General features: G+C 60.1%; 20 protein-coding genes and 1 pseudogene. 12 read left to right on the top strand and 9 right to left on the bottom strand.

The features are described 5' to 3' along the window. Window position 1 precedes the first annotated feature (1 nt). Genes B0B13_RS13240 through B0B13_RS13255 form a run of 4 tightly spaced genes read left to right on the top strand, consistent with a single transcriptional unit; the run spans window position 2 to window position 4812 of the window. Entirely contained in the window at window positions 2-1756 is a 1755-nt protein-coding gene (locus tag B0B13_RS13240) for a carbamoyltransferase family protein (protein ID WP_076796805.1), read from the top strand. Then, the gene (locus tag B0B13_RS13245) at window positions 1753-2760 is read left to right on the top strand and encodes a glycosyltransferase family 2 protein (RefSeq protein WP_076796806.1); all 1008 of its coding nucleotides are present in this window, start codon (window positions 1753-1755) and stop codon (window positions 2758-2760) included. The genes B0B13_RS13240 and B0B13_RS13245 overlap by 4 nt, the downstream gene beginning before the upstream one ends. Beyond that, window positions 2757-3872, top strand: a complete 1116-nt coding sequence (locus B0B13_RS13250; protein ID WP_076796807.1) for a glycosyltransferase family 9 protein — start codon at window positions 2757-2759, stop codon at window positions 3870-3872. Before B0B13_RS13245 ends, B0B13_RS13250 begins: the two co-directional genes overlap by 4 nt. After that, window positions 3862-4812, top strand: coding sequence for a glycosyltransferase (locus B0B13_RS13255; protein ID WP_076796808.1), 951 nt, complete (start codon window positions 3862-3864; stop codon window positions 4810-4812). The genes B0B13_RS13250 and B0B13_RS13255 overlap by 11 nt, the downstream gene beginning before the upstream one ends. Before the next feature lie 16 nt (window positions 4813-4828). Here the strand turns inward: B0B13_RS13255 and B0B13_RS13260 are convergent, their stop codons facing one another. From B0B13_RS13260 to B0B13_RS13275, 4 genes are read right to left on the bottom strand one after another with little or no spacing between them, the layout of a single operon-like run. Beyond that, complete coding sequence (locus tag B0B13_RS13260) at window positions 4829-5713, bottom strand: glycosyltransferase family 2 protein (RefSeq protein ID WP_076796809.1); 885 nt, start codon at window positions 5711-5713, stop codon at window positions 4829-4831. Window positions 5714-5721: 8 nt separating this feature from the next. Further along, window positions 5722-6414 carry a PIG-L deacetylase family protein gene (locus B0B13_RS13265; RefSeq protein WP_076796810.1) on the bottom strand — a complete coding sequence of 231 codons (693 nt, stop codon included), beginning with the start codon at window positions 6412-6414 and terminating at the stop codon, window positions 5722-5724. Beyond that, on the bottom strand, window positions 6411-7481 hold the full coding sequence (locus tag B0B13_RS13270) for a UDP-glucuronic acid decarboxylase family protein (RefSeq protein WP_076796811.1): 1071 nt from the start codon (window positions 7479-7481) through the stop codon (window positions 6411-6413). The genes B0B13_RS13265 and B0B13_RS13270 overlap by 4 nt, the downstream gene beginning before the upstream one ends. Further along, entirely contained in the window at window positions 7481-8812 is a 1332-nt protein-coding gene (locus tag B0B13_RS13275; RefSeq protein ID WP_076796812.1) for a glycosyltransferase family 4 protein, read from the bottom strand. Before B0B13_RS13275 ends, B0B13_RS13270 begins: the two co-directional genes overlap by 1 nt. A gap of 305 nt (window positions 8813-9117) precedes the next feature. Between B0B13_RS13275 and B0B13_RS13280 the strand changes: the two genes are divergently transcribed. Then, window positions 9118-9420, top strand: a complete 303-nt coding sequence (locus B0B13_RS13280; RefSeq protein ID WP_041752974.1) for a DUF2795 domain-containing protein — start codon at window positions 9118-9120, stop codon at window positions 9418-9420. Window positions 9421-9745: 325 nt separating this feature from the next. On the opposite strand, the pseudogene B0B13_RS19535 reads toward B0B13_RS13280, so the two are convergent. Next, window positions 9746-9869, bottom strand: a pseudogene (locus B0B13_RS19535) (divalent metal cation transporter); the annotation flags it as partial. Between the two features lie 52 nt (window positions 9870-9921). Further along, window positions 9922-10686: a DUF4397 domain-containing protein gene (locus tag B0B13_RS13285; RefSeq protein WP_076796813.1), complete on the bottom strand. Its 765-nt coding sequence runs from the start codon at window positions 10684-10686 to the stop codon at window positions 9922-9924. 37 nt (window positions 10687-10723) lie between these two features. On the opposite strand from B0B13_RS13285, the gene B0B13_RS18535 reads away from it, so the two are divergent. The 7 genes from B0B13_RS18535 to B0B13_RS13320 all read left to right on the top strand — a co-directional run bounded on the left by B0B13_RS18535 (window position 10724) and on the right by B0B13_RS13320 (window position 18029). Then, a complete protein-coding gene (locus B0B13_RS18535; protein WP_076785676.1) occupies window positions 10724-10912 on the top strand; it encodes a hypothetical protein in 189 nt (62 codons plus the stop codon). Between the two features lie 76 nt (window positions 10913-10988). Then, window positions 10989-11939 carry a non-homologous end joining protein Ku gene (gene ku / locus B0B13_RS13295; protein ID WP_076796814.1) on the top strand — a complete coding sequence of 317 codons (951 nt, stop codon included), beginning with the start codon at window positions 10989-10991 and terminating at the stop codon, window positions 11937-11939. 167 nt (window positions 11940-12106) lie between these two features. Further along, window positions 12107-12826, top strand: coding sequence for a DUF1120 domain-containing protein (locus tag B0B13_RS13300; RefSeq protein ID WP_076796815.1), 720 nt, complete (start codon window positions 12107-12109; stop codon window positions 12824-12826). Window positions 12827-12863: 37 nt separating this feature from the next. Continuing rightward, window positions 12864-13583 (top strand): fimbria/pilus chaperone family protein, encoded by a 720-nt coding sequence (locus B0B13_RS13305; protein ID WP_076796816.1) that lies wholly within the window; start codon window positions 12864-12866, stop codon window positions 13581-13583. Window positions 13584-13602: 19 nt separating this feature from the next. Beyond that, window positions 13603-16056: a fimbria/pilus outer membrane usher protein gene (locus B0B13_RS13310; RefSeq protein WP_083703743.1), complete on the top strand. Its 2454-nt coding sequence runs from the start codon at window positions 13603-13605 to the stop codon at window positions 16054-16056. A gap of 490 nt (window positions 16057-16546) precedes the next feature. Continuing rightward, a complete protein-coding gene (locus B0B13_RS13315; RefSeq protein WP_076796818.1) occupies window positions 16547-17200 on the top strand; it encodes a peroxiredoxin in 654 nt (217 codons plus the stop codon). Window positions 17201-17381: 181 nt separating this feature from the next. Next, window positions 17382-18029 (top strand): LysE family translocator, encoded by a 648-nt coding sequence (locus B0B13_RS13320; RefSeq protein ID WP_076796819.1) that lies wholly within the window; start codon window positions 17382-17384, stop codon window positions 18027-18029. Window positions 18030-18505: 476 nt separating this feature from the next. On the opposite strand, the gene argC is transcribed toward B0B13_RS13320, so the two are convergent. From argC to B0B13_RS13335, 3 genes are all read right to left on the bottom strand, one after another. Further along, the gene (gene argC / locus B0B13_RS13325; protein WP_076785668.1) at window positions 18506-19453 is read right to left on the bottom strand and encodes an N-acetyl-gamma-glutamyl-phosphate reductase; all 948 of its coding nucleotides are present in this window, start codon (window positions 19451-19453) and stop codon (window positions 18506-18508) included. 89 nt (window positions 19454-19542) lie between these two features. Then, the gene (locus tag B0B13_RS13330; RefSeq protein WP_083703744.1) at window positions 19543-20115 is read right to left on the bottom strand and encodes a YbhB/YbcL family Raf kinase inhibitor-like protein; all 573 of its coding nucleotides are present in this window, start codon (window positions 20113-20115) and stop codon (window positions 19543-19545) included. A 313-nt stretch (window positions 20116-20428) separates the two neighbouring features. Continuing rightward, window positions 20429-21115: an orotate phosphoribosyltransferase gene (locus B0B13_RS13335; RefSeq protein WP_076785667.1), complete on the bottom strand. Its 687-nt coding sequence runs from the start codon at window positions 21113-21115 to the stop codon at window positions 20429-20431. Between the last annotated feature and the right edge of the window lie 201 nt (window positions 21116-21316).

Here is a 21316-nt window from a genome sequence, read left to right on the forward strand (position 1 = left end):
CATGCCAGACACCCGTACTCCACTTTATACCCTGGGGATCAATGCCGCATTTCACGACAGCGCCGCGTGCCTGGTGCGTGACGGCGTGGTGGTCGCCGCCGCCGAGGAGGAGCGCTTCACGCACATTAAGCATGGCAAGCGGCCGGTGCCGTTCTCGACATGGGAATTGCCGTATCACGCGATCGACTACTGCCTGTCGGAAGCGGGCATCGTACTGCGCGACGTGCACCACGTCGCGTATTCCTATGACCCTTGGCTGCAAATCGATCGCGGGCAACAAGAGCCGGGGTTCACGTTGCCTTTGTCCCCGTCCGCCCATCGCAAGGCAAGTGGACACGTATCGCCGTGGGATCCGCTGTTCCTATCCTACGTTGTCAACGCGCCGCGGCAACTAGCCGACGGAGTGCCGCACCATTTGCAGAAGCGCTGGCGCGGCGTGACGCCGGATGGACCCTTCGAATGGCATTGTGTCGAACACCATTTGTCGCACGAGGCGAGTGCGTTCCTGGCGGCACCGTTCCAACGCTGCGCGGTGCTGACAATGGATGGCCGGGGCGAAAAAGCCACCACCAGCTACGGCGTATTCGACGGACACCAGTATCGACGCATCAAACAGGTCAATCTGCCCAATTCGTTGGGATTGCTTTACGAGCGAGTGACGCGCTATCTCGGCTTCCTGCACTCGTCGGACGAGTACAAAGTGATGGCGCTCGCGTCGTTCGGCAAACCGGCCTACATGGACGCGATGCGCCGCCTGGTGCGCTATGTCGACAATGGCGACTACGAAGTCGAGAGTATTGACCTTGTCTCGCTGTTTGGGCCAGCTCGCGAGCGCGGCGGCTCGCTCGAGCAGCGGCACTATGACATCGCCCATTCGCTGCAGGCAATGCTAGAAGAAGTCGTGCTGCACATGGTGCAGTGGCTCGCGCACACCACGGGCGAAAAGCAGCTTGCGATGGCAGGCGGTGTGGCGCTCAATTGTGTCATGAACGCCAAGGTCCGCGACAGCGGATACTTCGACGACGTATGGGTCCAGCCCGCCGCGGGCGATGCCGGCACGGCGTTGGGCGCCGCGCTGTGGACGGATTTCCAGCAGCGCGGCGTGCGCGACGGCAAAGCGATGGACCACGCTTACCTCGGTCCGGCGTACGACGAGGCGACCATCCAAGCATTGCTGGATGAGGCGCAACTACCCTACCGACGGCTGAACGATGTGGCAGCCGACACCGCCACGTTGCTGGCCGACAACCGGATCATTGGATGGTTCCAGGGACGCATGGAGTTTGGTCCGCGAGCGTTGGGCGCCCGCTCAATATTGGCTTCACCGATCGACCCCGGCATGCAGCAGCGCCTGAACCGCATCAAGGATCGCGAGGATTTCCGTCCGGTAGCGCCCGCTGTACTGGAGGAAAAAGCGCACGAATGGTTTACCGCACGCAAGCCAGGTCGGCTGCATGCCCCGTTCATGCTGTTCGTGTACGACGTGGCGCCTGGCCGGGAAGAGGCTATTCCGGCGGTACGTCACGTCGATGGCACAGCGCGGGTACAAACGGTGAACGCGGATCAGCACCCGCTCTATCACAAGCTGCTAACAGCATTCGACCGGTTGACCGGTGTGCCGGTGTTAGTGAACACGTCGTTCAATACGCGCGGCAAGCCGATCGTATGCTCGCCACGCGACGCGCTAGAGTGCTTCTGGACCTCGCCGCTCGACGCGCTGGTGATCGGCCCGTTTCTATTGGAGAAACACCGATGACCGACGTCCCGGACACGGCAACGCGGATCATGGTGTCGGTGGTGGTGCCCACCTATCGACGCCCCGATCTGCTGGTACGGTGCCTGGACGCGCTGTGTGCACAGGTGTTTGATCCGAGCGCCTTCGAAATACTTGTGGTCGATGACGACCGCGCGCGTTACAGCGCAAAAAGCGTGGTTCACGCATTCGCACAGCGCAGCAGCGGCATGCCACGCGTGCGTTACATTCCGGCCTGGCGCACCCGCGGCCCAGCGGGCGCGCGTAACGCGGGCTGGTACAGCGCGCAAGGAGCGATCATCGCGTTTACCGACGACGATACGGTGGCCGATCCGATGTGGCTGCGGGAAGGGTGCGATGCGCTGGCACGCGATCCGACGGCTTGCGCAGTTGCGGGGCGCATCGAAGTGCCGCTGGGTGACGCGCCGACCGATTACGAGCGCGACGCCAGCGGCTTGGCGCACGCCGAATTCGCGACGGCGAACTGCTTTGTGCGCCGTGACGCGCTCGTGCAGGTCGGCGGCTTCGATGAGCGCTTTACTCGCGCTTGGCGCGAGGACGCTGACATGATGTTCATGCTGCGAGAGCACGTCGGGCCCATTATCAACGCACCGCAGGCTCGGGTTCTGCATCCGGTGCGCCCAGCCCATTGGGGCGTAAGCATTGTCCAGCAGTCCAAAGTGTTCTTCGATGCGTTGCTCTACAAGAAGCATCGGCGCGTGTACCGCCAGCATATCCGTCGGGTGCCACCCTGGCATTACTACATCGCCGTAGCAGCGTTGCTCTCGGCTGCGGTATTGCTGGGCGCCGGTCAGCGTGGCGCGGGCAGCGTGGCGCTGGGCATCTGGGTAGCGGTGACCATCTGGTTTTGCTGGCGGCGGTTGCGCGGCACCTCACGCGCTGCCTCCCATATTGCCGAAATGATCGTCACGTCAATTGCAATCCCGCCCGTATCGCTGTATTGGCGGCTGCGCGGCGCGCTTCACTTCAAGGTGCTTTTCCTATGACACCCAATACAGTGAAACAAGTCGGCGAGGCAAGGCGCGAGCCTGCCGGACACGCGAGCATAGCGGTATTTCGCGCGTTGCAGCTGGGTGACATGCTGTGTGCTGTGCCCGCGCTGCGTGCGCTGCGGCGTGGCGAGCCCCACGCCAAGATCACGCTGATCGGCTTGCCGTGGGCGAAGCAATTCGCACAGCGCTTTGCTGAGTACATCGATGACTTCGTGCCGTTTCCGGGCGCGCCCGGATTAGCTGAGCAGCCCGCCGATGCGGCGCGCCTTGCAGCGTTCTTTGAGCAATGCCGCGCTCGACGTTTTGATCTGGCGATCCAATTGCATGGTAGCGGCACGCATACCAACCGTATCGTCGCGCAGCTCGGCGCAGTCCAAACGGCCGGATTCATGCCGGCGCCCGGCGACGGGGCAGCGGGCGGCACGGCATACCCGCTCGACAAGACGATCCCGTGGCCTGAGTCGGTCCCCGAGATCGTACGCTATACGCGGCTCATGCAGGCACTGGGCTATGGTGATGGGGGCGAGCACCTGGAGTTTCCGCTGACTCGGCTCGACCATGCGGCATGCCGCGCGCTTTGCGAGCAGCACGAATTGCCGTCGCAACAGTTCGCGGTCTTTCATCCCGGAGCGCGCATGCCATCCCGGCGATGGCCGGCACAGCGGTTTGCGTCGGTGGCCAACTGGCTGTCGCGACGCGGCATGCGCATCGTCGTGACCGGTACGGCATCCGAGGCAACGCTTGCCGACGAATTGGCCCGCCGGCTCGAGGTGCCGTGTGTCAATTTGTGTGGGCGTACGTCACTCGGCGTAATGGCCGCCTTGATCGGGCGAAGCAAGATGCTCGTATGCAATGACACCGGGGTGTCACATATTGCAGCGGCATTGCGCACGCCCAGTGTGGTGATCGCCTGCGGCAGCGATGTCGCCCGATGGGCGCCGCTGGATCGGGAACGCCATCGTGTATTGGCTAACTATCCGCCATGCAGGCCGTGCATGTTCGACGTTTGTCCGTACCAGCATGCATGCGCGACAGCGATCGACGTACGGGATGTTACGCATCAACTCGAGCAGATGCTCGAATCGGAGGCTTACCATGCCGCATAAACGTTTGCGGGTTCTCACTTGGCACGTTCACGGAAATTACCTCTATTATTTGTCGCAGACGCCGCACGACTTCTATGTCGTGACTAAGCCTGGCTCGCCGCCCGGCTATGGCGGCTGCGCAGGAAACCTGCCGTGGGGCCCCAATATGCACGAGGTGCCGTACGATCAGGTGCGCGCGGCTTCGTTCGACTGCGTGCTGTACCAGCACCATAAGCACTATGCCGAAGACCGGCAACACGCACTCAGCGAAGCACAGCGGCAATTGCCCGCGCTTTTTGTCGAACACGACCCACCGCGAGAGCATCCGACCGATACATTGCATCCGGTTCAGGATCCGAATGTGTTGCTGGTGCACGTCACGCCGTTCAATGCGCTGATGTGGGACAACGGCGTGACACCCACACGCGTGATTGAGCACGGTGTGCTGCTGCCGGACGGTGTTGCGTATCGCGGCACGCTGGCCAAGGGCGTGACGGTCGTCAATCATCTGCGCAAGCGCGGCCGACGCCTGGGCGCAGATATATTCGAAGCGGTACGCGAGGCGGTGCCATTGGATTTGGCCGGGATGGGGTCCACCGAACTGGGGGGCATCGGCGAAATCCCGAACTTAGCATTGCCTGGCTTCGTTGCGGATTATCGTTTCTTCTTCAACCCGATCCGCTATACGAGCCTGGGCCTAGCAGTGGTCGAAGCGATGATGCTCGGGTCGCCAATCGTTGCGCTGGCAACAACCGAGATGGCGCAGGTTGTGCGCAGTGGCCACAACGGCATGGCCGATACGCGGCCCGCCGTATTGGTCGACACGATGCACCACTTGCTCAAAGACCCGGCGCTGGCCCGCCAGTGGGGCGACGCCGCACGGCGCGATGCACAGGAACGGTTCAACATCGCACGATTTGCCGCCGACTGGGATCGCGCATTGCGCGACGTCGCCGCGTGAAGCGGATGACCTGCCGCTATCCGCCGGCTTCGGCCGCCTCGACGCAGCGGCGCATCTGATCAACGTACGGCGGGATCACGCGGCGCTCGCTGAGCACCCATCCGAGCCCGCGCAGCGCCTGCCACCAGCCCGTTAGGCCGCCTTCCTGCCATACGCGCGGCGCCAATTGCAGCGTGCGCTGCAACGCGGCGCCGGCCGGAAGACGCAGCCAAGCGGCCCATACGGCGTTGCGCGCCAGCAGGCTGCGCCGCCGGCCTGCGTCGCGGACCGGCGACGGATAGTGGCACACGGTCAATTGCGGGGCGTACACGAGCGACCATCCGGCACTGGCCAAATCGAGCGCCAACACCGCTTCTTCACCGCCAATGAATAAGCGTGGATGGTATCCGCCGGCAGCCAGGAACGCGTCGGTACGAAAAGCGGTAGCCCCTGCAAGCAAACCTAGGATCGGTGGGCCGGGAAGGGCGCAAGGTGGCGTAATCGGACTAGTGCGCATCAGCTCGCAGACTGGATCCTCGCGACGCTGTGGGCCGACCAGCACGCGAGCGGTCAGGGAACCGACTTGTGGATGGGCGTCCAGCAGATCGGCGGCCAGTGATAGCGAGCCGGGCTCCCACCATGTGTCATCGTCACAAAAAGCAATGTAGCGGGTACGCGCGGCGGCCGCGCCGAGATTACGGCCAGCAGCGCCGAGATTGCTTGGCGCCTGGATCAGCGTGACATGCGCAAAGCGCTGCGCGACCTCTTGCGCGGTACCATCACGCGAATCGTTGTCGACTACGATGATTGGCACGCGCTCGGGCAGCGCAGTCAGGCGAGTCAACGTCCGAGCCAACTCGTCGCGTCGCCGATACGTGAGCACGATGACCGTAATGCGATCCTCGTGGTGCGGACTGGCCATCGACGCGCTCACGATGCCGTAGGAACACGTTGCAACTGCCAGTAACACTCCGCGCGCTCGAGGTCGAGCAGCGTATCGGGCATGAACAGCGCGACCTGGCTCCGGTACGCCCGCACGGCCTTAGCTTTCGCGAGCGCGCTGCCGTCGGTTGTGTCCTCGTCCACCAATGCCGCCGGTTGCGCTGTCCAACCTTGTGCCTTCCAGTGAGCCAGCCGTTGTTCCATCAGGCCCTCCTTGCGCCGATACAGTGCATCCTCGTAAAAGAACCAACGTCGGGTGGCAGATTGCTCGCCAAGCAGCGCCAGCATCGCGTGCTGCACCCGGAGGTGGTCGCGGTGAAACAAGCCGGCCGGCGCCAGCACTCCCATCTGCGCATGCGTATCCAGCAGCGAGCGAAGCGCGTCAAGCAACGCATCGTCAGATACGGTGCATCCGTACTGATCATCCAGGAAATCTAGCCAATGAGGTTCGGCCCGAAGGATCGACAGGGCATGCCGGTCTTCGACGCGACGGGCCTGCATCGCTTCGTGCGCAGAAGCGAAGCCTGCGTCGCGGTCCCATGGTGGCGTCGGCATCGCGCGGGGCGGTATGCCGGCAAAGACGGTCGCGACAATCGAGCCGGGCGCTTGGGCAAGTAACCGACCGCAGCCGAACACTGCGTCGTCCAGATGCGGCGAAATGACGAGCCAACGTGTAGTCATGCCTGCACCTGCTGCGCCAGTTCGCCGGCCTGCCCAGCATGAGCATGCGCGGCGGACACCGCACGCCGCGCGTCGGCAGGGACACCATTCGGACCGCCAGGGGGCCGATGAACGTTCGGCGCGGCACGTTGGACGAAATAGCGCACAGTGCGCGCGAGTCCGTCCGCCAGCGTCGTGGCCGGCGACCAGCCGAGGCGCTGGGCGGCCAGCGTCAGGTCCGGACAACGTTGCCGCGGGTCGTCCGCCGGTAGCGACGCATATCGGATTGGCACACGGGCCCCGGTCACGCGGATGACCTCGCGAGCGATCTCGCCGATCGTCACTTCGGCGGCGTTGCCCAGATTAACTGGCTCCGCAAATGGACTCGGTGCCTCCATCAAGCGGATCAAGCCGTCGACCAGGTCGTCCACGTAGCAGAACGAGCGCGTCTGAGTTCCATCACCGTAGACGGTCAGCGCTTCACCCGCAAGCGCCTGAGTGATGAAATTGGATACCACGCGTCCGTCGGCCGGATGCATGCGGGGACCGTACGTATTGAAGATCCGCGCAATGCGGATATCAACGCGATGCTGCCGATAATAATCGGCAAACAGGGTCTCGGCGCACCGCTTGCCTTCGTCATAGCATGAACGCACCCCAATCGGATTGACATTGCCCCAATACTGCTCATGCTGCGGATGCACCGACGGGTCGCCATAGACCTCGCTGGTCGACGCTTGCAGGATCCGCGCCTTCACGCGCTTAGCTAGCCCGAGCAAGTTGATCGCACCGTGCACGCTGGTCTTAGTGGTTTGAACCGGGTCCTGCTGATAGTGGATTGGGGAGGCGGGACACGCGAGATTATAGATTTCGTCGACCTCGACATACAACGGAAACGTCACATCGTGACGCATCATCTCAAAATTCGGCGCATCGAGTAGCTGGGCAATGTTGTCCTTGGTGCCAGTATAAAAGTTGTCCACGCATAGCACGTCGTGGCCAGCCGTCACCAAGCGCTCGCATAAGTGTGAGCCAAGAAAACCGGCGCCACCGGTGACCAAAATCCGCTTGCGGCCATATTCTTTCATTACCCATTCTCCTTCTGGTTCGGGGTGGCGGTTACCGGCATGATGGGCGAGCGCCGACTGCCTCCCAGCGAGGCACCCGCGCACGTGGGCCGCCGCGTTGTGTCGCGCAACTCGTCATAGACTTGAGCCAATCGCGCGGCGACGCTATCCCACGTATAGTCACGCTGCACGCGCTGGCGGCCCGCCAGGCCCATTGCCACCGCCTGTTGCGGATCGCTGCGCAGCGCCACCAATTTACGGGCCAGCGCCGCGGGCTCGCGCGGCGGCACCAAGTAGCCCGTTACGCCATCCACAACGGTGCTGCGGATGCCACCGACATCGCTACCGATCACCGGCGTGGCGCAGGCCATCGCCTCCACTGGGGTGATGCCAAAAGGTTCGTACCATGGCGTGGTCACAAATACATCGGCCGCACTGTAGAACAGTCGCAGCACATCCCGGTCGCGGCGGCCGACGAACGTCACGCGCTCGGCAACGCCCGCCTGCTGGGCGACGCGCATCAGCCGCGCCAATTCGGGACAGCGTTCCGGGTCAGGCGTATAGTCGTCGCCCCCGACCACATACAGCCGCGTAGGCTGAGCAGGGTGCGCCGGCAAGTGGGCAAGCGCTTCGATCACGTTGTCTACGCCTTTGCGCGGCACTAGCCGTCCCAACTGTAATATGGCGAACTCGTCCGGGCGCCATCCGAGTCGCGCGCGGGCCTCGAGCCTCGGTACCGGTTGAAATTCATCGCTGTCAAAGCCGCATGGAATGACCCGGATGCGTCGCGGGTCACCCGGATACAACGTCGTCAGGTCGATCTGGTCTTGCGGGCATTCAGCGATCACCCGATCCGAGCACTGCACCAGCTTATCTTCTATCGCAAAACGCTCGTCCGGAAACGCGTCGGCCATGCCTTGATGCTGCCGACGTACTCGACCTAGCGCATGAAAAGTGGTAACCAGCGGGACACCGAGCTGTTGCTTCACGCACAGCGCCGCCTGACCCGACATGAAGAAGTTCGCGTGCATCACGTCGTAGGGCACGGGTTGCCGTCTGAAATAGTCGATGAGGAAGTCGGCAAAGCACGCCATGTACGGCAGCATCGCTTCTTTCGGCATGTCGTTGGGTGGTCCCGCGGGCACATGAATGACCTGCATCCTGGGACCTATGCGCATCACCTCCGGCAAGTGAGGATTGTCACGGCGGGTAAAGACGTCAACGTGCCAACCGCGCAATGCCAATTGCTTGGCCACATTAGCCACGTAGATGTTCTGGCCGCCTGAGTCGACGCCGCCGATCACACCCAACGGCGAGGCATGCTCGCTGATCAGGGCGATTTTTTTTTGCATAGTGACTGCTCCCGGTTGATGAAGGCAGCGGTGCCTTTCTCGGGTGCACTATGCAAGCGATGTACCCGCGCGTCGATCGGACCCTGTCACCCGCATTGCAGCGCGCCGAATCAGGGCAAGCCTTAGCGAAGTTCGAAAAAGTTACAACCGCGTGACACCATCTGAGTATCACCGCTGCGCGTTGCTCGGCGGTGCAGCAGTGTGGGAATGTGCTACGGGGAACGCAGTTTGCGGCGCGATGATCACGCGGCGCGTGCAAGCCTGCCGCGCCCCTTATGTGTCATTGGCTTTTAAAGGAGATCGTTATGACTTCCCGTCATCCTCACACCGGTCACGAATTGAGCCACGCGCGGGCGCATGAAGGTGACCGGGTCCAGCAAGACCATGATAAGGGCGGTCACCAGAGCGGGCATGGCAAGGCGCCAAGCCCGGTTGATATCCAGAAGGCGCTCAAGGGCATGGACTACCCGGCCAGCAAAGAAGACGTCATTCAATGCGCGCAACGCTCGCATGCCGACGACAGCGTGCTGGAGATGCTCAAGCGTATTCCGGAGCGAGAGTATGGCACCCCGGCTTCGGTATCCAAGGAAGTCGGAAAATTGATGTAATCCGCGCGTGCCGCGTGAGCATGACCATGACCGGCGGCGCAGCGTGGCGTTGGCGGCGCCGGGGCCCGATCTTGTTACTGCCGTTACTGCCTTATATTAGCGACATCCCCGCTACGGTCACCGTCATCAGCACGGTAACACTTCACCCAAGCCTTGATTACAATACCGCTAGTTAGCGCGCCCGCCATGCGACGCGCGAGGCCAATCGCGTCACCAGCACCAGCATCGGAACTGCGTCGACGTCATCCAGTGCCAGCACCGGAGCTGCGCTGACGTCACCCCAGTACTGGAACTACACTGACGTCATTGAGGACGGCGGCCTAACACAGATATAGACGGCGCTGCCCGCAAAGTTGAGAGATGGCGAGCATCTCGCAACCGATGATGCTCGCTGAGAACAGCAGCAAAGCGGCCTCGCCAGCGATTGGCCGCAGCAAGTTGGCGGCTTGCCCGTCGATGCAATAGGGTGAATGATCGAGCCGGGCAAGCGTGTCGCTTCCTTTATTGAGGCGTCAGTTCCTGGGCGGACGTATCGGCCTCGTTGCCCTGGGCGACCAGGACATGAATATTGCCGGGTACGATGTCGCCAATGCCGCCCGACGGGATCGTCAAGATGAGCCAATCGGCGTTGTTAGCTAAGCTGACCGGCGCGCTCGTCAGAATCGGCGTCTTCGTGCCAGCATGAGTGACGATGACCTGATACGTGCCACCGGATAGGTACACTGAATCTTGACCGGATTCGGGTACCGCATGCTGATAGGCGATGGAGGACACCGTGGGTGTCACGCTGGAGATGTCGGTACCGGGCGCCACGACGTAGATGTCCACGTTTGGCGCGTTAAACGACGCATTGAATCCCCGTACGCGTGCCTTGTCCGAGAGCAAGCCTTTGTCATACGGATCGTCGATCACGGAGACCGCGGATGGCGAACCCTGGATTGCAATTGTCGTGTAATGGCGTCCTTTGGCTGCATTGAATGCCTGTGAGGCCAGCGTCAAAGACGTGCCGGTTGCATTGTAGGTGGCGGTCTGGGTGCCTGCGCCGACATCGCGATAACGCGTGACGCCCTTGTACTGTACGTCGGTCGCGTTCGCTTGCCCGTTTAGGTAGTAATCCAGATTCGGGCCAATCGGAACGGCATTGATGAACCTTGCCTGTGGAGAACTCAGCCCGAGTTCGGTGCCGAGGTCCTTTCCTCCCCCACCACACGCGCCCAACATCAGCGTGGCCAGGGTCAACGTCGCAACGGTACGGATTGATTTCATAACATCCTCTTAGTTATCGGTAGAACAAAGCGAACGAATGCTGAATTCCGTTGTGGCAACGGTGTTTTGCTTGACATCGCATTCGTATATGGCTTTGGTCTGGTATTTCAACAATGGCCTCATCGTATTGTTCAACGGACATATCGGGGGCGTTTCGAAAGAGCAAGTGCTGTTCCCGGACGACGTGGGCTACGCAGCTGGTCCGGCTGGTACGCAGCTTGCGTAACCGGAACGCTACGGCAAGCGGCGATAAGCCGACAATACGGCGCGCATGCGCCGCAGGATCACACGAAGGAGGCTCCATGGCGTCACGAATGATTTGGAAAGGCGCGATCAGTTTTGGCCTCGTGCATGTACCGGTGCAGCTATATCCGGCCACCCGGACGGTGAAGCCATCGTTCCGGATGCTGGACAAGCATTCGATGGATCCGATCGGCTATCGGCAGGTCAACAAGCGCACAGGAAAGGAAGTGTCGCGCGAGGATATCGTGCGCGGCTATGAGTACGACAAAGAGCGCTATGTGGTACTGACCGACGAGGAGATCCGCGCGGCCAATCCAGACTCGACGCAGACGGTCGATATTTTGACCTTTGTCGATTCGAAGGCCGTGTCGTTTCTGTACGTTGATACGCCGTACTATCTCGTGCCGGATCGGAAGGGCGAAAAGGTCTACGCGTTGCTTCGCGACGCGTTGAAAGCGACCGGCAAAATCGGTATCGCGTTGGTCGTGATGCATGGCCGCCAACACCTTGGCGCACTGATTCCGGTGGGTCCGTTGCTCGCGCTGGACACGTTGCGCTGGAAGGATGAACTACGGGCGTTGGCTGAACTCCCGCTGCCGGAAGTCGACGCGAGGAAGGCTGGCGTCACGGCTCGTGAGTTGGAGATGGCCAAGAAGCTCATTGATGACATGAGCGGCGAATGGAAACCCGAGGACTACCACGATACGTTCCGGGACGACATCCTGGCGTTGGTTGAAAAGAAGATCCGAGCGGACAAGACGAAAAAAATCCCAAGTATTGAGAGCTCGGCAAAAAGGCGGGCCGCCGATGTGGTTGACTTGTCTGAGCTGTTGCGGCTCAGTCTTGGGCAGCGCAAGGATGGATCGAGCATCGACGAGGATATGGCCGGTGCCGACAAGCGGAAAAAAACGACTGCCCGCAAGGGGCCCGCTACGAAAGCGGGCAAGGGCGGAGCGAAAACTGCGACAGTATCCCAAAAAACTTCTCCGGGCAAGCGCCGCGCCGCGTGATAGGGGTAAAAGCGTTTTGTCTTGTTATGGACGAAGATCATAACGCAGTGCTTCGTATCACAACGGATCATCTCGTATTTTGTGACACAATTGATGGGCGTTGACCACTATAATTCTGGTCCGCCAACGCCACCCGCGTAAGCAACGCATTTAATCGCACAGCATTTATGAGATCACCGATCGCGTACGCTATATTTTTGGTTTTGTTGTTTAGCAGTTCTTCCAAAATATTCGCCAGCCCAGAAAAAAAGGGGCAACAAGAAAAACAGCTTATTATAACTGGAAAGATCAACCCCGGCGCATGTGAAATAGCTGAACTGTCCCCTTCGCGAGTCAACCTCGGGACCTTAGATTCACTTCATCTGGAGAGAAACATGGTGACGCGATTGGAACCGCAGGACGTCAAAATTGGTATCCAATGCACCGCGCCTACGTCGATAGTGATCCGATCGAGCGATGATATAGGTGTTGCCAATCCGTTCGCGATAGGCGGTACGTTGCTCGACAATGCGACGGCAACGCTAAGTGAAAGACTTGGGTCCCTAAGAGGTACGCTCGCTTCCAATGGCAAACCGATTGGCGTATACGCAATCGAGTTGCATGATATGAGATACGCGGACGAACGGGGCGAAGGTGATGCGGAACCTTTGGGAAGAAAACAAGGGATGGAAGGATGGGAAGCGTTCGATAATGGTACGGGCGACTCTCGACTACTTAACGGCCCATTCGATGAGTTGACATGGTCCTCGGATGGGATTAGTCCTGTCAATGGTATGCTTTTTGATGCAACACTAAAAATCATACCTTACATTATACCGACCGGTCAGTTGAACCTCACCGATACTATCGATTTTGAAGGAAAAACCACCATTACGCTAACGTATTAACTCGCATCAAGCAGTGTTGTCTAGACGGAATTTAAAATTGAACGTACTGAAGTATTGGCGCGCAGTAGTATGCGCGATCCAGGCGCTTGTATGTGCCTATCTCGGAATGGGGCCGCATTATGCCGCCGCAGTCGGTGTCGTGCCGGAGACCTCAGCTGTACTGATCGACGAAAATAGCGGCGAGGCGGCGATCAAAGTGCGCAACGCTGATGCTCATCCGATTATCTTGCACACGGCCATCATCGATACAAAAGAGGACCCTGACAGGCTAATCGTGGCCACACCTTTGGCGGCCAGACTTGAGCCGGGTGAGTCCCAGCTGGTTCGCTTCATGTTGATCAACAAGGAGCCACTAAAATGCGAGCGGATGAAACGGGTCGTATTCGAGGGGCTGCCACCCGAATTATCCAGCCATAATGCAGTCGATTTGATCGTGCGGCAAGACCTTCCGGTCATTGTCAAGCCGGCAGCTTTGCCCGTAGACAAGGAACCGTGGAAACGATTAACGGCACAGGTCCGGGACGGCGTGGTGACTTTATCGAACCCGTCTAACTATGTCGTAAGACTGGAACAGCGTGCCCAGCTTCTGCCGCGCAAGGCCACGGTTATGTTATCCCGTCGCTATATTCTGCCCGGCGAACAAGTCCGGGTCGGTGAGGCGAGGCAAGCCGGCACTAAGACGATTCGTTTATTCCCGATGACGCGCTACGGCTATACAGCCAGTGCATATGATCTGCAAGTGACGGCCTCGCACTAAGCCTGGGCGGGGACCCATCGTGCAGCACCGTAACACCGCCACAGGGCACGCTTGGCCGGGTGTGCGATGCACCCCCGCTGTATTGCTGTATGTCAGCATCACGAGCGCGAGCGCCGCTGCGTGGGCCACCGATAGTGAAGTCAAATTTGACCTGGATAGGCTGCGCGCTCGCGGTCTGCCGGTGGAACTTGCGAACTACTATGAACGTGGCGCCCGCTTCGATCCCGGTTATAACCGCGTATCGCTTTGGGTAAACGGCGCATCACGAGGAGAAATCCAAGCGTATTTCAAGCCGGATGGCAGCCTGTGCGTAACGCGTGAACTGCTCGAGCGCGCCAGCTTGAACGTTCCTGAGGGATTGGCGAGCCCGGCCGACGCGAGCTCTAGCCACGGGGCGTCCCATTCGTCACCGTGCGTCGACTATCAAGCTGCATTTGCGCAGACCTTGATAAAACTGATTCCGCATGCATCCCGCATCGAGTTAATTGTGCCGCCACAGGCGGTTCGTCGCCGAACGCGCGTACCGAAACAGTTTGATGACGGCGGTGTCGCAGGCCTGTTCAATTACGACGCTTATCTGTCTCAGTGGCGTCACCCGACCGGGACAAGCCGCAACTTCAACGTGCGCTCGGAGGGCGGCTTTAATGCCTATGGTTGGATCGTGAGATCGCATCAGTCGCTACGCGAATCGCGGCGCCGCCGATACTTGTTCCACGACAGAGCGTATGCGCAACGAACGTTGCCGGATATGCAAAAGACGCTGCAAGTTGGCCAGATCCTAGTGTCAAACGGGGTAATCGGTGGCATCTCACTCGATGGCGCACAGCTCACACCGGACACCGCGTTGCTTCGCACGCAACTGCGTGCACCGCGTGTGGAGGGCATTGCTTCTTCACAGGCAAGCGTCGTGATCCGGCAAGCCGGTCGCCAGATTTATTCAACGCTCGTTCCACCCGGCCCATTTGCGATAGACGACGTGGAACTGTACAGCGATATGTCCGACTTGACCGTGACGGTCACTGAGGAGGACGGATCTCGGCGCGAGTTCGTCGTGCCCGTTACGTCGCTTGGCGCGGGCGCCGCGGTCGATGCACCAGGATTTTCGTTGGCACTCGGCAATTTCAACGGCCGTACGATAACGTTTCCCGGGGCCGTGCTGACAGGCGCTGGCTGGCTTGGTCCGGCCAGCAGCGCGGCAGCCGCTGCGATCGTGGCACAGCATTACCAAGCTGCGGGAGCAGCGCTGACGGTCTTGCCACGGCGTGGCCCGATGCTTGCGACGCAACTGCTCGCCTCACGACATTCACCGGCATTCGCTTCCGGCATTCGCGCCAGCATACGTGTGAGCAGCCACCTGGGCCGCGACTTTTCCGCCAGTGTATCCGCGGGCGCTCGGAGTGCAGGCTTTCGCCATCTCTTTGATTCGAGAGCGAACAGCAGGCGATGCAGTGCAATGGATTATTCGGTTCAGTTGAACTATGCGGCACCCTATGGATCGGTCGCTCTTGGATACGGGCAGTCATTTGTTGCCGGCAGCACGACGGGGCGCTACGTGAATGGCGCGATTTCAATGCAAGTGGCCGGCGTATCGGTCGGGCTGGTAGCCCGATGCGATTCATCCCGTTTTGGCAAAGCACGCACTTCGACATACCTGAGCGTTAGTGTTCCACTGGGCCGCACTGGCGTTCGCGCACACGCGTCGCTGACAGACTCGGCGCTCCGGAGCGGCATGCGGATGAACCATTCGCTGGGCAGCAGAACGCACTATAGCGGGTCATTTCAGCGCGACCATGCGCGCGGCGACACGTCGGTCGACGTGGACGTGAGTCATGGCAACCGTTTTGCACGTATGTCAGCCGGTGTGTTGCGTTCGTCACGGGCGTTATCCTACTCGGCGGCATTGAGCGGCTCATTGGCGGTACACCGCGACGGGTTCGGATTTTCTCCTTACCGGATCGGAGATACGTTCGGTGTTGTATCGACATCTGGCGTGCCTGGCGTGACGATTCTCACGCGTGCGGGTGTCGTGGAGACGGATCGCACTGGCCATGCGATATTGCCGTCGCTGCCCGCGTACGTGGCCTCGCCTGTCGAGATTGCGACACGTAGCTTGCCACGCAACGCCGACGTGGACAATGGCTACCGGGCCGTGCAGCCTGCACGAGGTTCAGTGCAAAAGGTCCGATTCAACGTGACGACGGTACGCCGTGCGCTGCTGGAGGTATCGACAAAGGGCGGCTCGACGATCCAGCGCGGGACTCCCGTACTGGATGGCATGGGCAATATGGTTGCGACCGTACTGGACGATCAGCAGGTGTTCCTGCCGCTCGCTACGCCAGAGAAACCCTTGACCGTCCGACTCACGGATGGTGGACGTTGCCAACTCACCTACACGTTACCTGACGAGCCGGATCCCAAGCGCACGTTTGAGCGTGTGCCAGCGTACTGTATTCCGGTTCCAACGGAACGGTAACAGTCTACCTTCAATTTTTTTATTTATATATATATATGTCTGTAATAGTAGTTAACAACAACCGCGTCACGCTGTGGATAACTGCAAAAACACGTTAACGGATCAATACGATACTGTTCTGATAACGCTATGCGGGGTCGGGGGATAGCACAGGCAAAAGTGGGATAACGCGTCTGCGGCTCTGCGTTGCCAATGCATTGTCCAGATTTCACGCAACAGCTATGCATCCGGCTATCCAGAGGTTGTCCAACGCCATGAGTGGATAACTGTCCAGCACGGGTGCTGGTCGACTGCCTTGGAGGTTGATCGCGCAGCGGCCCGGACGGCTAAGCAGGCAAGTTTGACGACGCGCGCTGATGGACGGCGTTGGGCGAGCACGCTACTCTTCCTATAATTGCACTTCGTGTGCACTGGTTGACGCAGATCTTCGCAGCGGTTGCGTGGTTGGCTGCACGACCGTGCGCCCTCATCATGTCAATGGAGGCCTGATATGTCGATTCGCATAGGCGACGAAGCACCCGATTTCACCGCCGATACCACGGAAGGTCAGATTCGTTTCCACGAATGGATCGGCGACCATTGGGCGATTCTGTTTTCGCATCCGAAGGATTTCACACCAGTGTGCACGACCGAGCTGGGCTACGTCGCGCGGCTGAAACCCGAATTTGACAAGCGCAACACGAAGGTGATCGGCCTGTCGATCGATCCGGTCAGCGACCACAAGCGTTGGGTGGGGGACATCGCCGAGACACAAGGCTATCCGATCAACTATCCGTTGATCGGTGATGAAAATTTGAACGTCGCGAAGTTATACGACATGATTCATCCCAATGCGAGTGCTGGGCCGCGCAACGCGAATGACAATGCGACCGTACGCGCGGTGTTCATCGTTGGTCCGGACAAGAAAATCAAGGCCACGCTCACCTATCCGATGAGCGCGGGGCGCAACTTTGACGAAATCCTGCGCCTGCTCGATGCGTTGCAACTGAACGCGAAGCATTCCGTGGCGACGCCGGTGAACTGGAAGCCAGGCGACGACGTGATCATCCCGACGTCGGTCTCCGACGAAGAAGCGAAGAAAAAGTATCCCGAAGGCTTTAAGAGGCTTAAGCCGTACCTGCGCACTGTCGCGCAGCCGAAGTAACCTAGGTGAGCGGCCTCTCATCCGGACCGTTGCGGATGTGTACAGGGGGTTGCGTTTTTGAAGAGCTAGGGTTTATACTTAAATCCGTCTCCTCCATGTCTCCTCCGATATGGATTCAGCCCGCTGCATTGGCGGGCTTTTTTTTCGCTCTCGTATTATTCGACCCTGATAAAAGAACGCTGTGACGCTCCATACGTGGTGGCTTTTCGTTGCAACCGTGTTCGTTGTATCGGCCATTCCAGGCCCGAACATGCTGTTGATGATGTCCTGCGGCGCGCGGTACGGCTTGCGCCGAAGCAGTTGGGCGATGGCTGGCTGCCTATCGGCGCTGATGCTGATGTTGTCCGTTTCGGCCGCCGGACTGGGGGTATTCCTGCAAGCTTGGCCAGCAATGTTCAACGTATTACGCGTGGCCGGCGCTGCTTACCTGGTGTACCTGGGCATCAAGGCGTGGCGTGCGCCGGTGGAGTCGGCGCCGCACGGTGCGGCCGATACGCGACCGGTCGAGCGTGATGCGGCGCATCGTGTCACGCGCTTTGCGATGTTTCGCACAGGCTTTCTGGTGGGCGCGAGTAATCCGAAGGCCATACTTTTCGCTGCCGCACTGCTGCCGCAGTTCATTAATGCCGCTGCGCCGACGTGGCCGCAGTTCAGTGTGCTGGTGCCAACGTTTGTGCTTATCGAAGTTGGTTGGTACGTGGTCTATGCCGGATGCGGCTCGCGGATCGGAGCACACCTTCGCAGCCGTAGCATGGCGAAGACGTTCAATCGGCTCACCGGCAGCGCATTCGTCGGCTTTGGCGCGCTGATGGCGCTGGTGCGGCATTAAGCGCCGGCTTAGTATGCGAAGTATAAATATTGGAATGCGCGCACCAGGTGCCGGAAATCGGCAATGCGCGGACGTCGTGAACGCGTCGGCGCTTAAAAAGACGGATCGGCGCGACGTAGGAAAGTTGTATCGTTGCAACACTGCGTAGGAAGACCCGGTATGGGCAGAAGTATGTTGCAATGCACCAAATAACTTGTTATAGTGAAGCCGTCTCCTCCATGTCTCCTCTGATATGGATTCAGCCCGCCGAACGGCGGGCTTTTTTTCACCGTGCATCATGGCGACAGCGAAAGCCGCTGCGGTGATCCGACGCACGTCGCGCGTCAGAATTGATTTATACGTCAGTGTCAGGTAAGTCAGGACTAGGGAGGTCTTGAGTTCTCCGTCCGTCACAGCCAGTTTGATGCTATCGGTAGCTTTCACAATCAGCGATGACGTCGTTTTCAGTAGAAAATGCGTCACCGCTGCCTGCAACGTCAGGCCGTTAATCCGATCCGTTCGTCTGCGTCGATGGCGAGGTTCATGCACTGCACGGCTGCGCCGGATGCGCCCTTGCCGAGATTGTCGAGCCGTGCGATCGTCATGATGCGCTCTTCGTTACCGAAGACGAACAAGTCGACGCGATTGGTGTCATTATTGGCTTGCACATCGAAAAAGCCATCGTCCAAGTTCTCCGGCGCACCCAGCGGCATGACCCGAACAAACACTTCGCCGGCATAGTGGTCGGCCAGCACGGCATGAACGTCGGCTGGTGTCACCCGGCGTGCCAATTGCGTCGCGGGAAGATAGGTCGTAACCGCGAGCCCTTTGTAGAACGCGCCGACGATCGGTGTAAACGCCGGCATTACCGTCAGCCCGGAATGGATCGTCATTTCCGGCAGGTGTTTATGCACCAGCCCAAGCGCGTAGGGGCGCGGACTCGATAATGCGGGAGTCGGGTTGCCCTCGTAGGCCGCGATCAATTTCTTGCCGCCACCACTGTATCCGGTGATCGAATAGGCTGTCGCGACGAAGCTGGCCGGCACGATACCAGCATCGACCAGCGGGTGCATGGCCAGCACGAACGCCGACGCATGGCATCCGGGCACCGCAATGCGCTTGCTCGCGCGGATTTTTTCTCGCTGCGCGTAGTTCAGCTCGGGCAACCCGTACGCCCAGTCCGGTTGTGTGCGGAACGCGGTGCTAGTGTCGATGATTACCACGCGGTCGTTGTCAACTAGCGACACGGACTCGCGCGATGCGGTATCCGGCAGGCACAGAAACGTGACGTCGGAGGCGTTGATCAGCCGGCGCCGCTCGTCAGAATCCTTTCGCTTCGCCTCGTCAATACGCAATACCTCAATGTCGCGCCGCTGCGCGAGGTATTCATTGATTTTCAGCCCCGTCGTGCCGTCCTGCCCGTCGACAAAAACTTTGGTTGTCATTGCGCGCCCGCCTTATGCTCCGATACCGTTAAATAGGTATTTTAAGGCCCAGGGCGGGATAGATTCGTGGCGGTTACGAAAAAATGCCGTTATCGGGTATAGGTCACGATGATCCGCGCGGCGGCGAGGGCGGCCACCGAGATTTCGTGTTCGAACATCGCGGCAGGACGCCCGCTGGCCAGCCGCAGGTCCTGAGTGCGCAGCGCCCACACGGTGACGATATAGCGATGCACTCTGCCGGCCGGTGGGCATGGGCCGCCATAGCCGTCATCGCCAAAGTCGTTGCGGGCCTCGATGGCGCCGATCGACTTCAAAAAGCCCGATCCACTGGCATTGGCCGGCAATCGATGGACGTTAGCTGGAATGCCAGCGATGGCCCAGTGCCACCAGCCGCGACCCGGTGCATCGGGATCAAAGACCGTCACCGCAAAGCCCCGGGTGCCGGGCGGCGCGTTACGCCACGACAGGTCCGGGGAATGGTTGAATCCGTTGCAGCCGCCCTTGTTGTAGACTTGCGCGTGCGGCACGTCCTGGTTGGGGTGCAACGCCGCGCTGTACAATTCGAACGGGCGGTTCACGCTGCCCGCCGACGTCGGCATGGTGTTGGCGGGTGCATTATCCGCCTGGGCGAGAGGTTGTGCGATCAGCAGCCATCCGGCCATGGGCAAGGTCTGCCACACGCGAACAGGCAAACGGCGAGATGCTCGAGACTGCTGGCGACGCGGGCGCATGGGCCGGAAACCTCCTGTCCTTGACGCAACGTTGTTATAACGAACAGTCAGGCACAGCGCGTTCGGTGCCGGTCGGCCGGAGCGGGACCGGGCAGCGCCGGTAAACACACAGGCAGTCTATCATCCGGATCCGCTTGCAAGGTAGCTGCGGCGCCGGCGACCACGGCTGAGGGCCTTCCAGATGCGACAAAGCCGCCCGTTAGGGCGGCTTTGTCGCATCTGGCATCGACCTCGATGGGTTCCGCTATTGCGGCGCGGCCGTCGCGCCGCCATGCGCGGCCGACCATTGAGCGGGTGCGTGCAGGAATTTTTCGACTTCGTCTAGCGTTTTCGCGTCGAAGTACCCGTTGTCCTTGGCCACGCGCAACACGTCCCACCAGGTCGCCAGCGCGTGCAGATCGACGCCGACCTCCTTGAGCACCGACACGCTTTCCTTGAAGATATGGTAGTGGAACAGCACGAAGCAGTGTTCGACGCTCGCGCCGGCGGTGCGCAACGCATTGATGAAGTTGATCTTGCTGCGGCTGTCGGTCGTCAGGTCCTCGACCAGCAGCACCCGCGAACCTTCTTGCAGAAACCCCTCGATCTGCGCATTACGGCCAAAACCCTTTGGCTTTTTGCGAACATATTGCATCGGCAGGCCCATGCGGTCGGCAATCCAGGCGGCGAACGGGATGCCGGCAGTTTCGCCACCCGCCACCGAGTCGATCTGCTCGAAACCGACACCGGCATAAATCGTCGATTCGGCCATGTCCATCAGCGCGCTGCGTACGCGGGGGTAAGAAATCAGCTTCCGGCAATCAATATAGACCGGGCTCGCCCATCCGGACGTGAAGATATACGGCTTTTCGGCGTTGAAGTGGACGGCCTGGACCTCGAGCAGAATCCTGGCGGTGGTGTCGGAGATCGTTTGACGATCGATGCCTATCATCGGGAAAATCCTTGGAATCGGGGATGGGTCGGGCGGGACTGCGCGACGCGCGTAGCCCATTATTATAGCTCAGTCGGACACCATGCTGGCTGACCGCGCCTGGGGTCACGGTACGCGCCGCGGATTGATCTTCCGTACCTGTGTAATCGGACAGCAGTTCATGGGGTGTACACTTATCGTCCCCGCCATATCCAATTTCCA

The sequence above is a fragment of the Burkholderia sp. b14 genome, assembly GCF_900156195.1.
Lineage (GTDB): Bacteria > Pseudomonadota > Gammaproteobacteria > Burkholderiales > Burkholderiaceae > Mycetohabitans.

Excerpts from the sequence above, each read along its gene's own strand:
- B0B13_RS13240 (WP_076796805.1), top strand. The coding sequence starts at position 2 with ATGCCAGACACCCGTACTCCACTTTATACCCTGGGGATCAATGCCGCA.
- B0B13_RS13245 (WP_076796806.1), top strand. The coding sequence starts at position 1,753 with ATGACCGACGTCCCGGACACGGCAACGCGGATCATGGTGTCGGTGGTG.
- B0B13_RS13250 (WP_076796807.1), top strand. The coding sequence starts at position 2,757 with ATGACACCCAATACAGTGAAACAAGTCGGCGAGGCAAGGCGCGAGCCT.
- B0B13_RS13255 (WP_076796808.1), top strand. The coding sequence starts at position 3,862 with ATGCCGCATAAACGTTTGCGGGTTCTCACTTGGCACGTTCACGGAAAT.
- B0B13_RS13260 (WP_076796809.1), bottom strand. The coding sequence starts at position 5,713 with ATGGCCAGTCCGCACCACGAGGATCGCATTACGGTCATCGTGCTCACG.
- B0B13_RS13265 (WP_076796810.1), bottom strand. The coding sequence starts at position 6,414 with ATGACTACACGTTGGCTCGTCATTTCGCCGCATCTGGACGACGCAGTG.
- B0B13_RS13270 (WP_076796811.1), bottom strand. The coding sequence starts at position 7,481 with ATGAAAGAATATGGCCGCAAGCGGATTTTGGTCACCGGTGGCGCCGGT.
- B0B13_RS13275 (WP_076796812.1), bottom strand. The coding sequence starts at position 8,812 with ATGCAAAAAAAAATCGCCCTGATCAGCGAGCATGCCTCGCCGTTGGGT.
- B0B13_RS13280 (WP_041752974.1), top strand. The coding sequence starts at position 9,118 with ATGACTTCCCGTCATCCTCACACCGGTCACGAATTGAGCCACGCGCGG.
- B0B13_RS13285 (WP_076796813.1), bottom strand. The coding sequence starts at position 10,686 with ATGAAATCAATCCGTACCGTTGCGACGTTGACCCTGGCCACGCTGATG.
- B0B13_RS18535 (WP_076785676.1), top strand. The coding sequence starts at position 10,724 with ATGCTGAATTCCGTTGTGGCAACGGTGTTTTGCTTGACATCGCATTCG.
- ku (WP_076796814.1), top strand. The coding sequence starts at position 10,989 with ATGGCGTCACGAATGATTTGGAAAGGCGCGATCAGTTTTGGCCTCGTG.
- B0B13_RS13300 (WP_076796815.1), top strand. The coding sequence starts at position 12,107 with ATGAGATCACCGATCGCGTACGCTATATTTTTGGTTTTGTTGTTTAGC.
- B0B13_RS13315 (WP_076796818.1), top strand. The coding sequence starts at position 16,547 with ATGTCGATTCGCATAGGCGACGAAGCACCCGATTTCACCGCCGATACC.
- argC (WP_076785668.1), bottom strand. The coding sequence starts at position 19,453 with ATGACAACCAAAGTTTTTGTCGACGGGCAGGACGGCACGACGGGGCTG.
- B0B13_RS13330 (WP_083703744.1), bottom strand. The coding sequence starts at position 20,115 with ATGGCCGGATGGCTGCTGATCGCACAACCTCTCGCCCAGGCGGATAAT.
- B0B13_RS13335 (WP_076785667.1), bottom strand. The coding sequence starts at position 21,115 with ATGATAGGCATCGATCGTCAAACGATCTCCGACACCACCGCCAGGATT.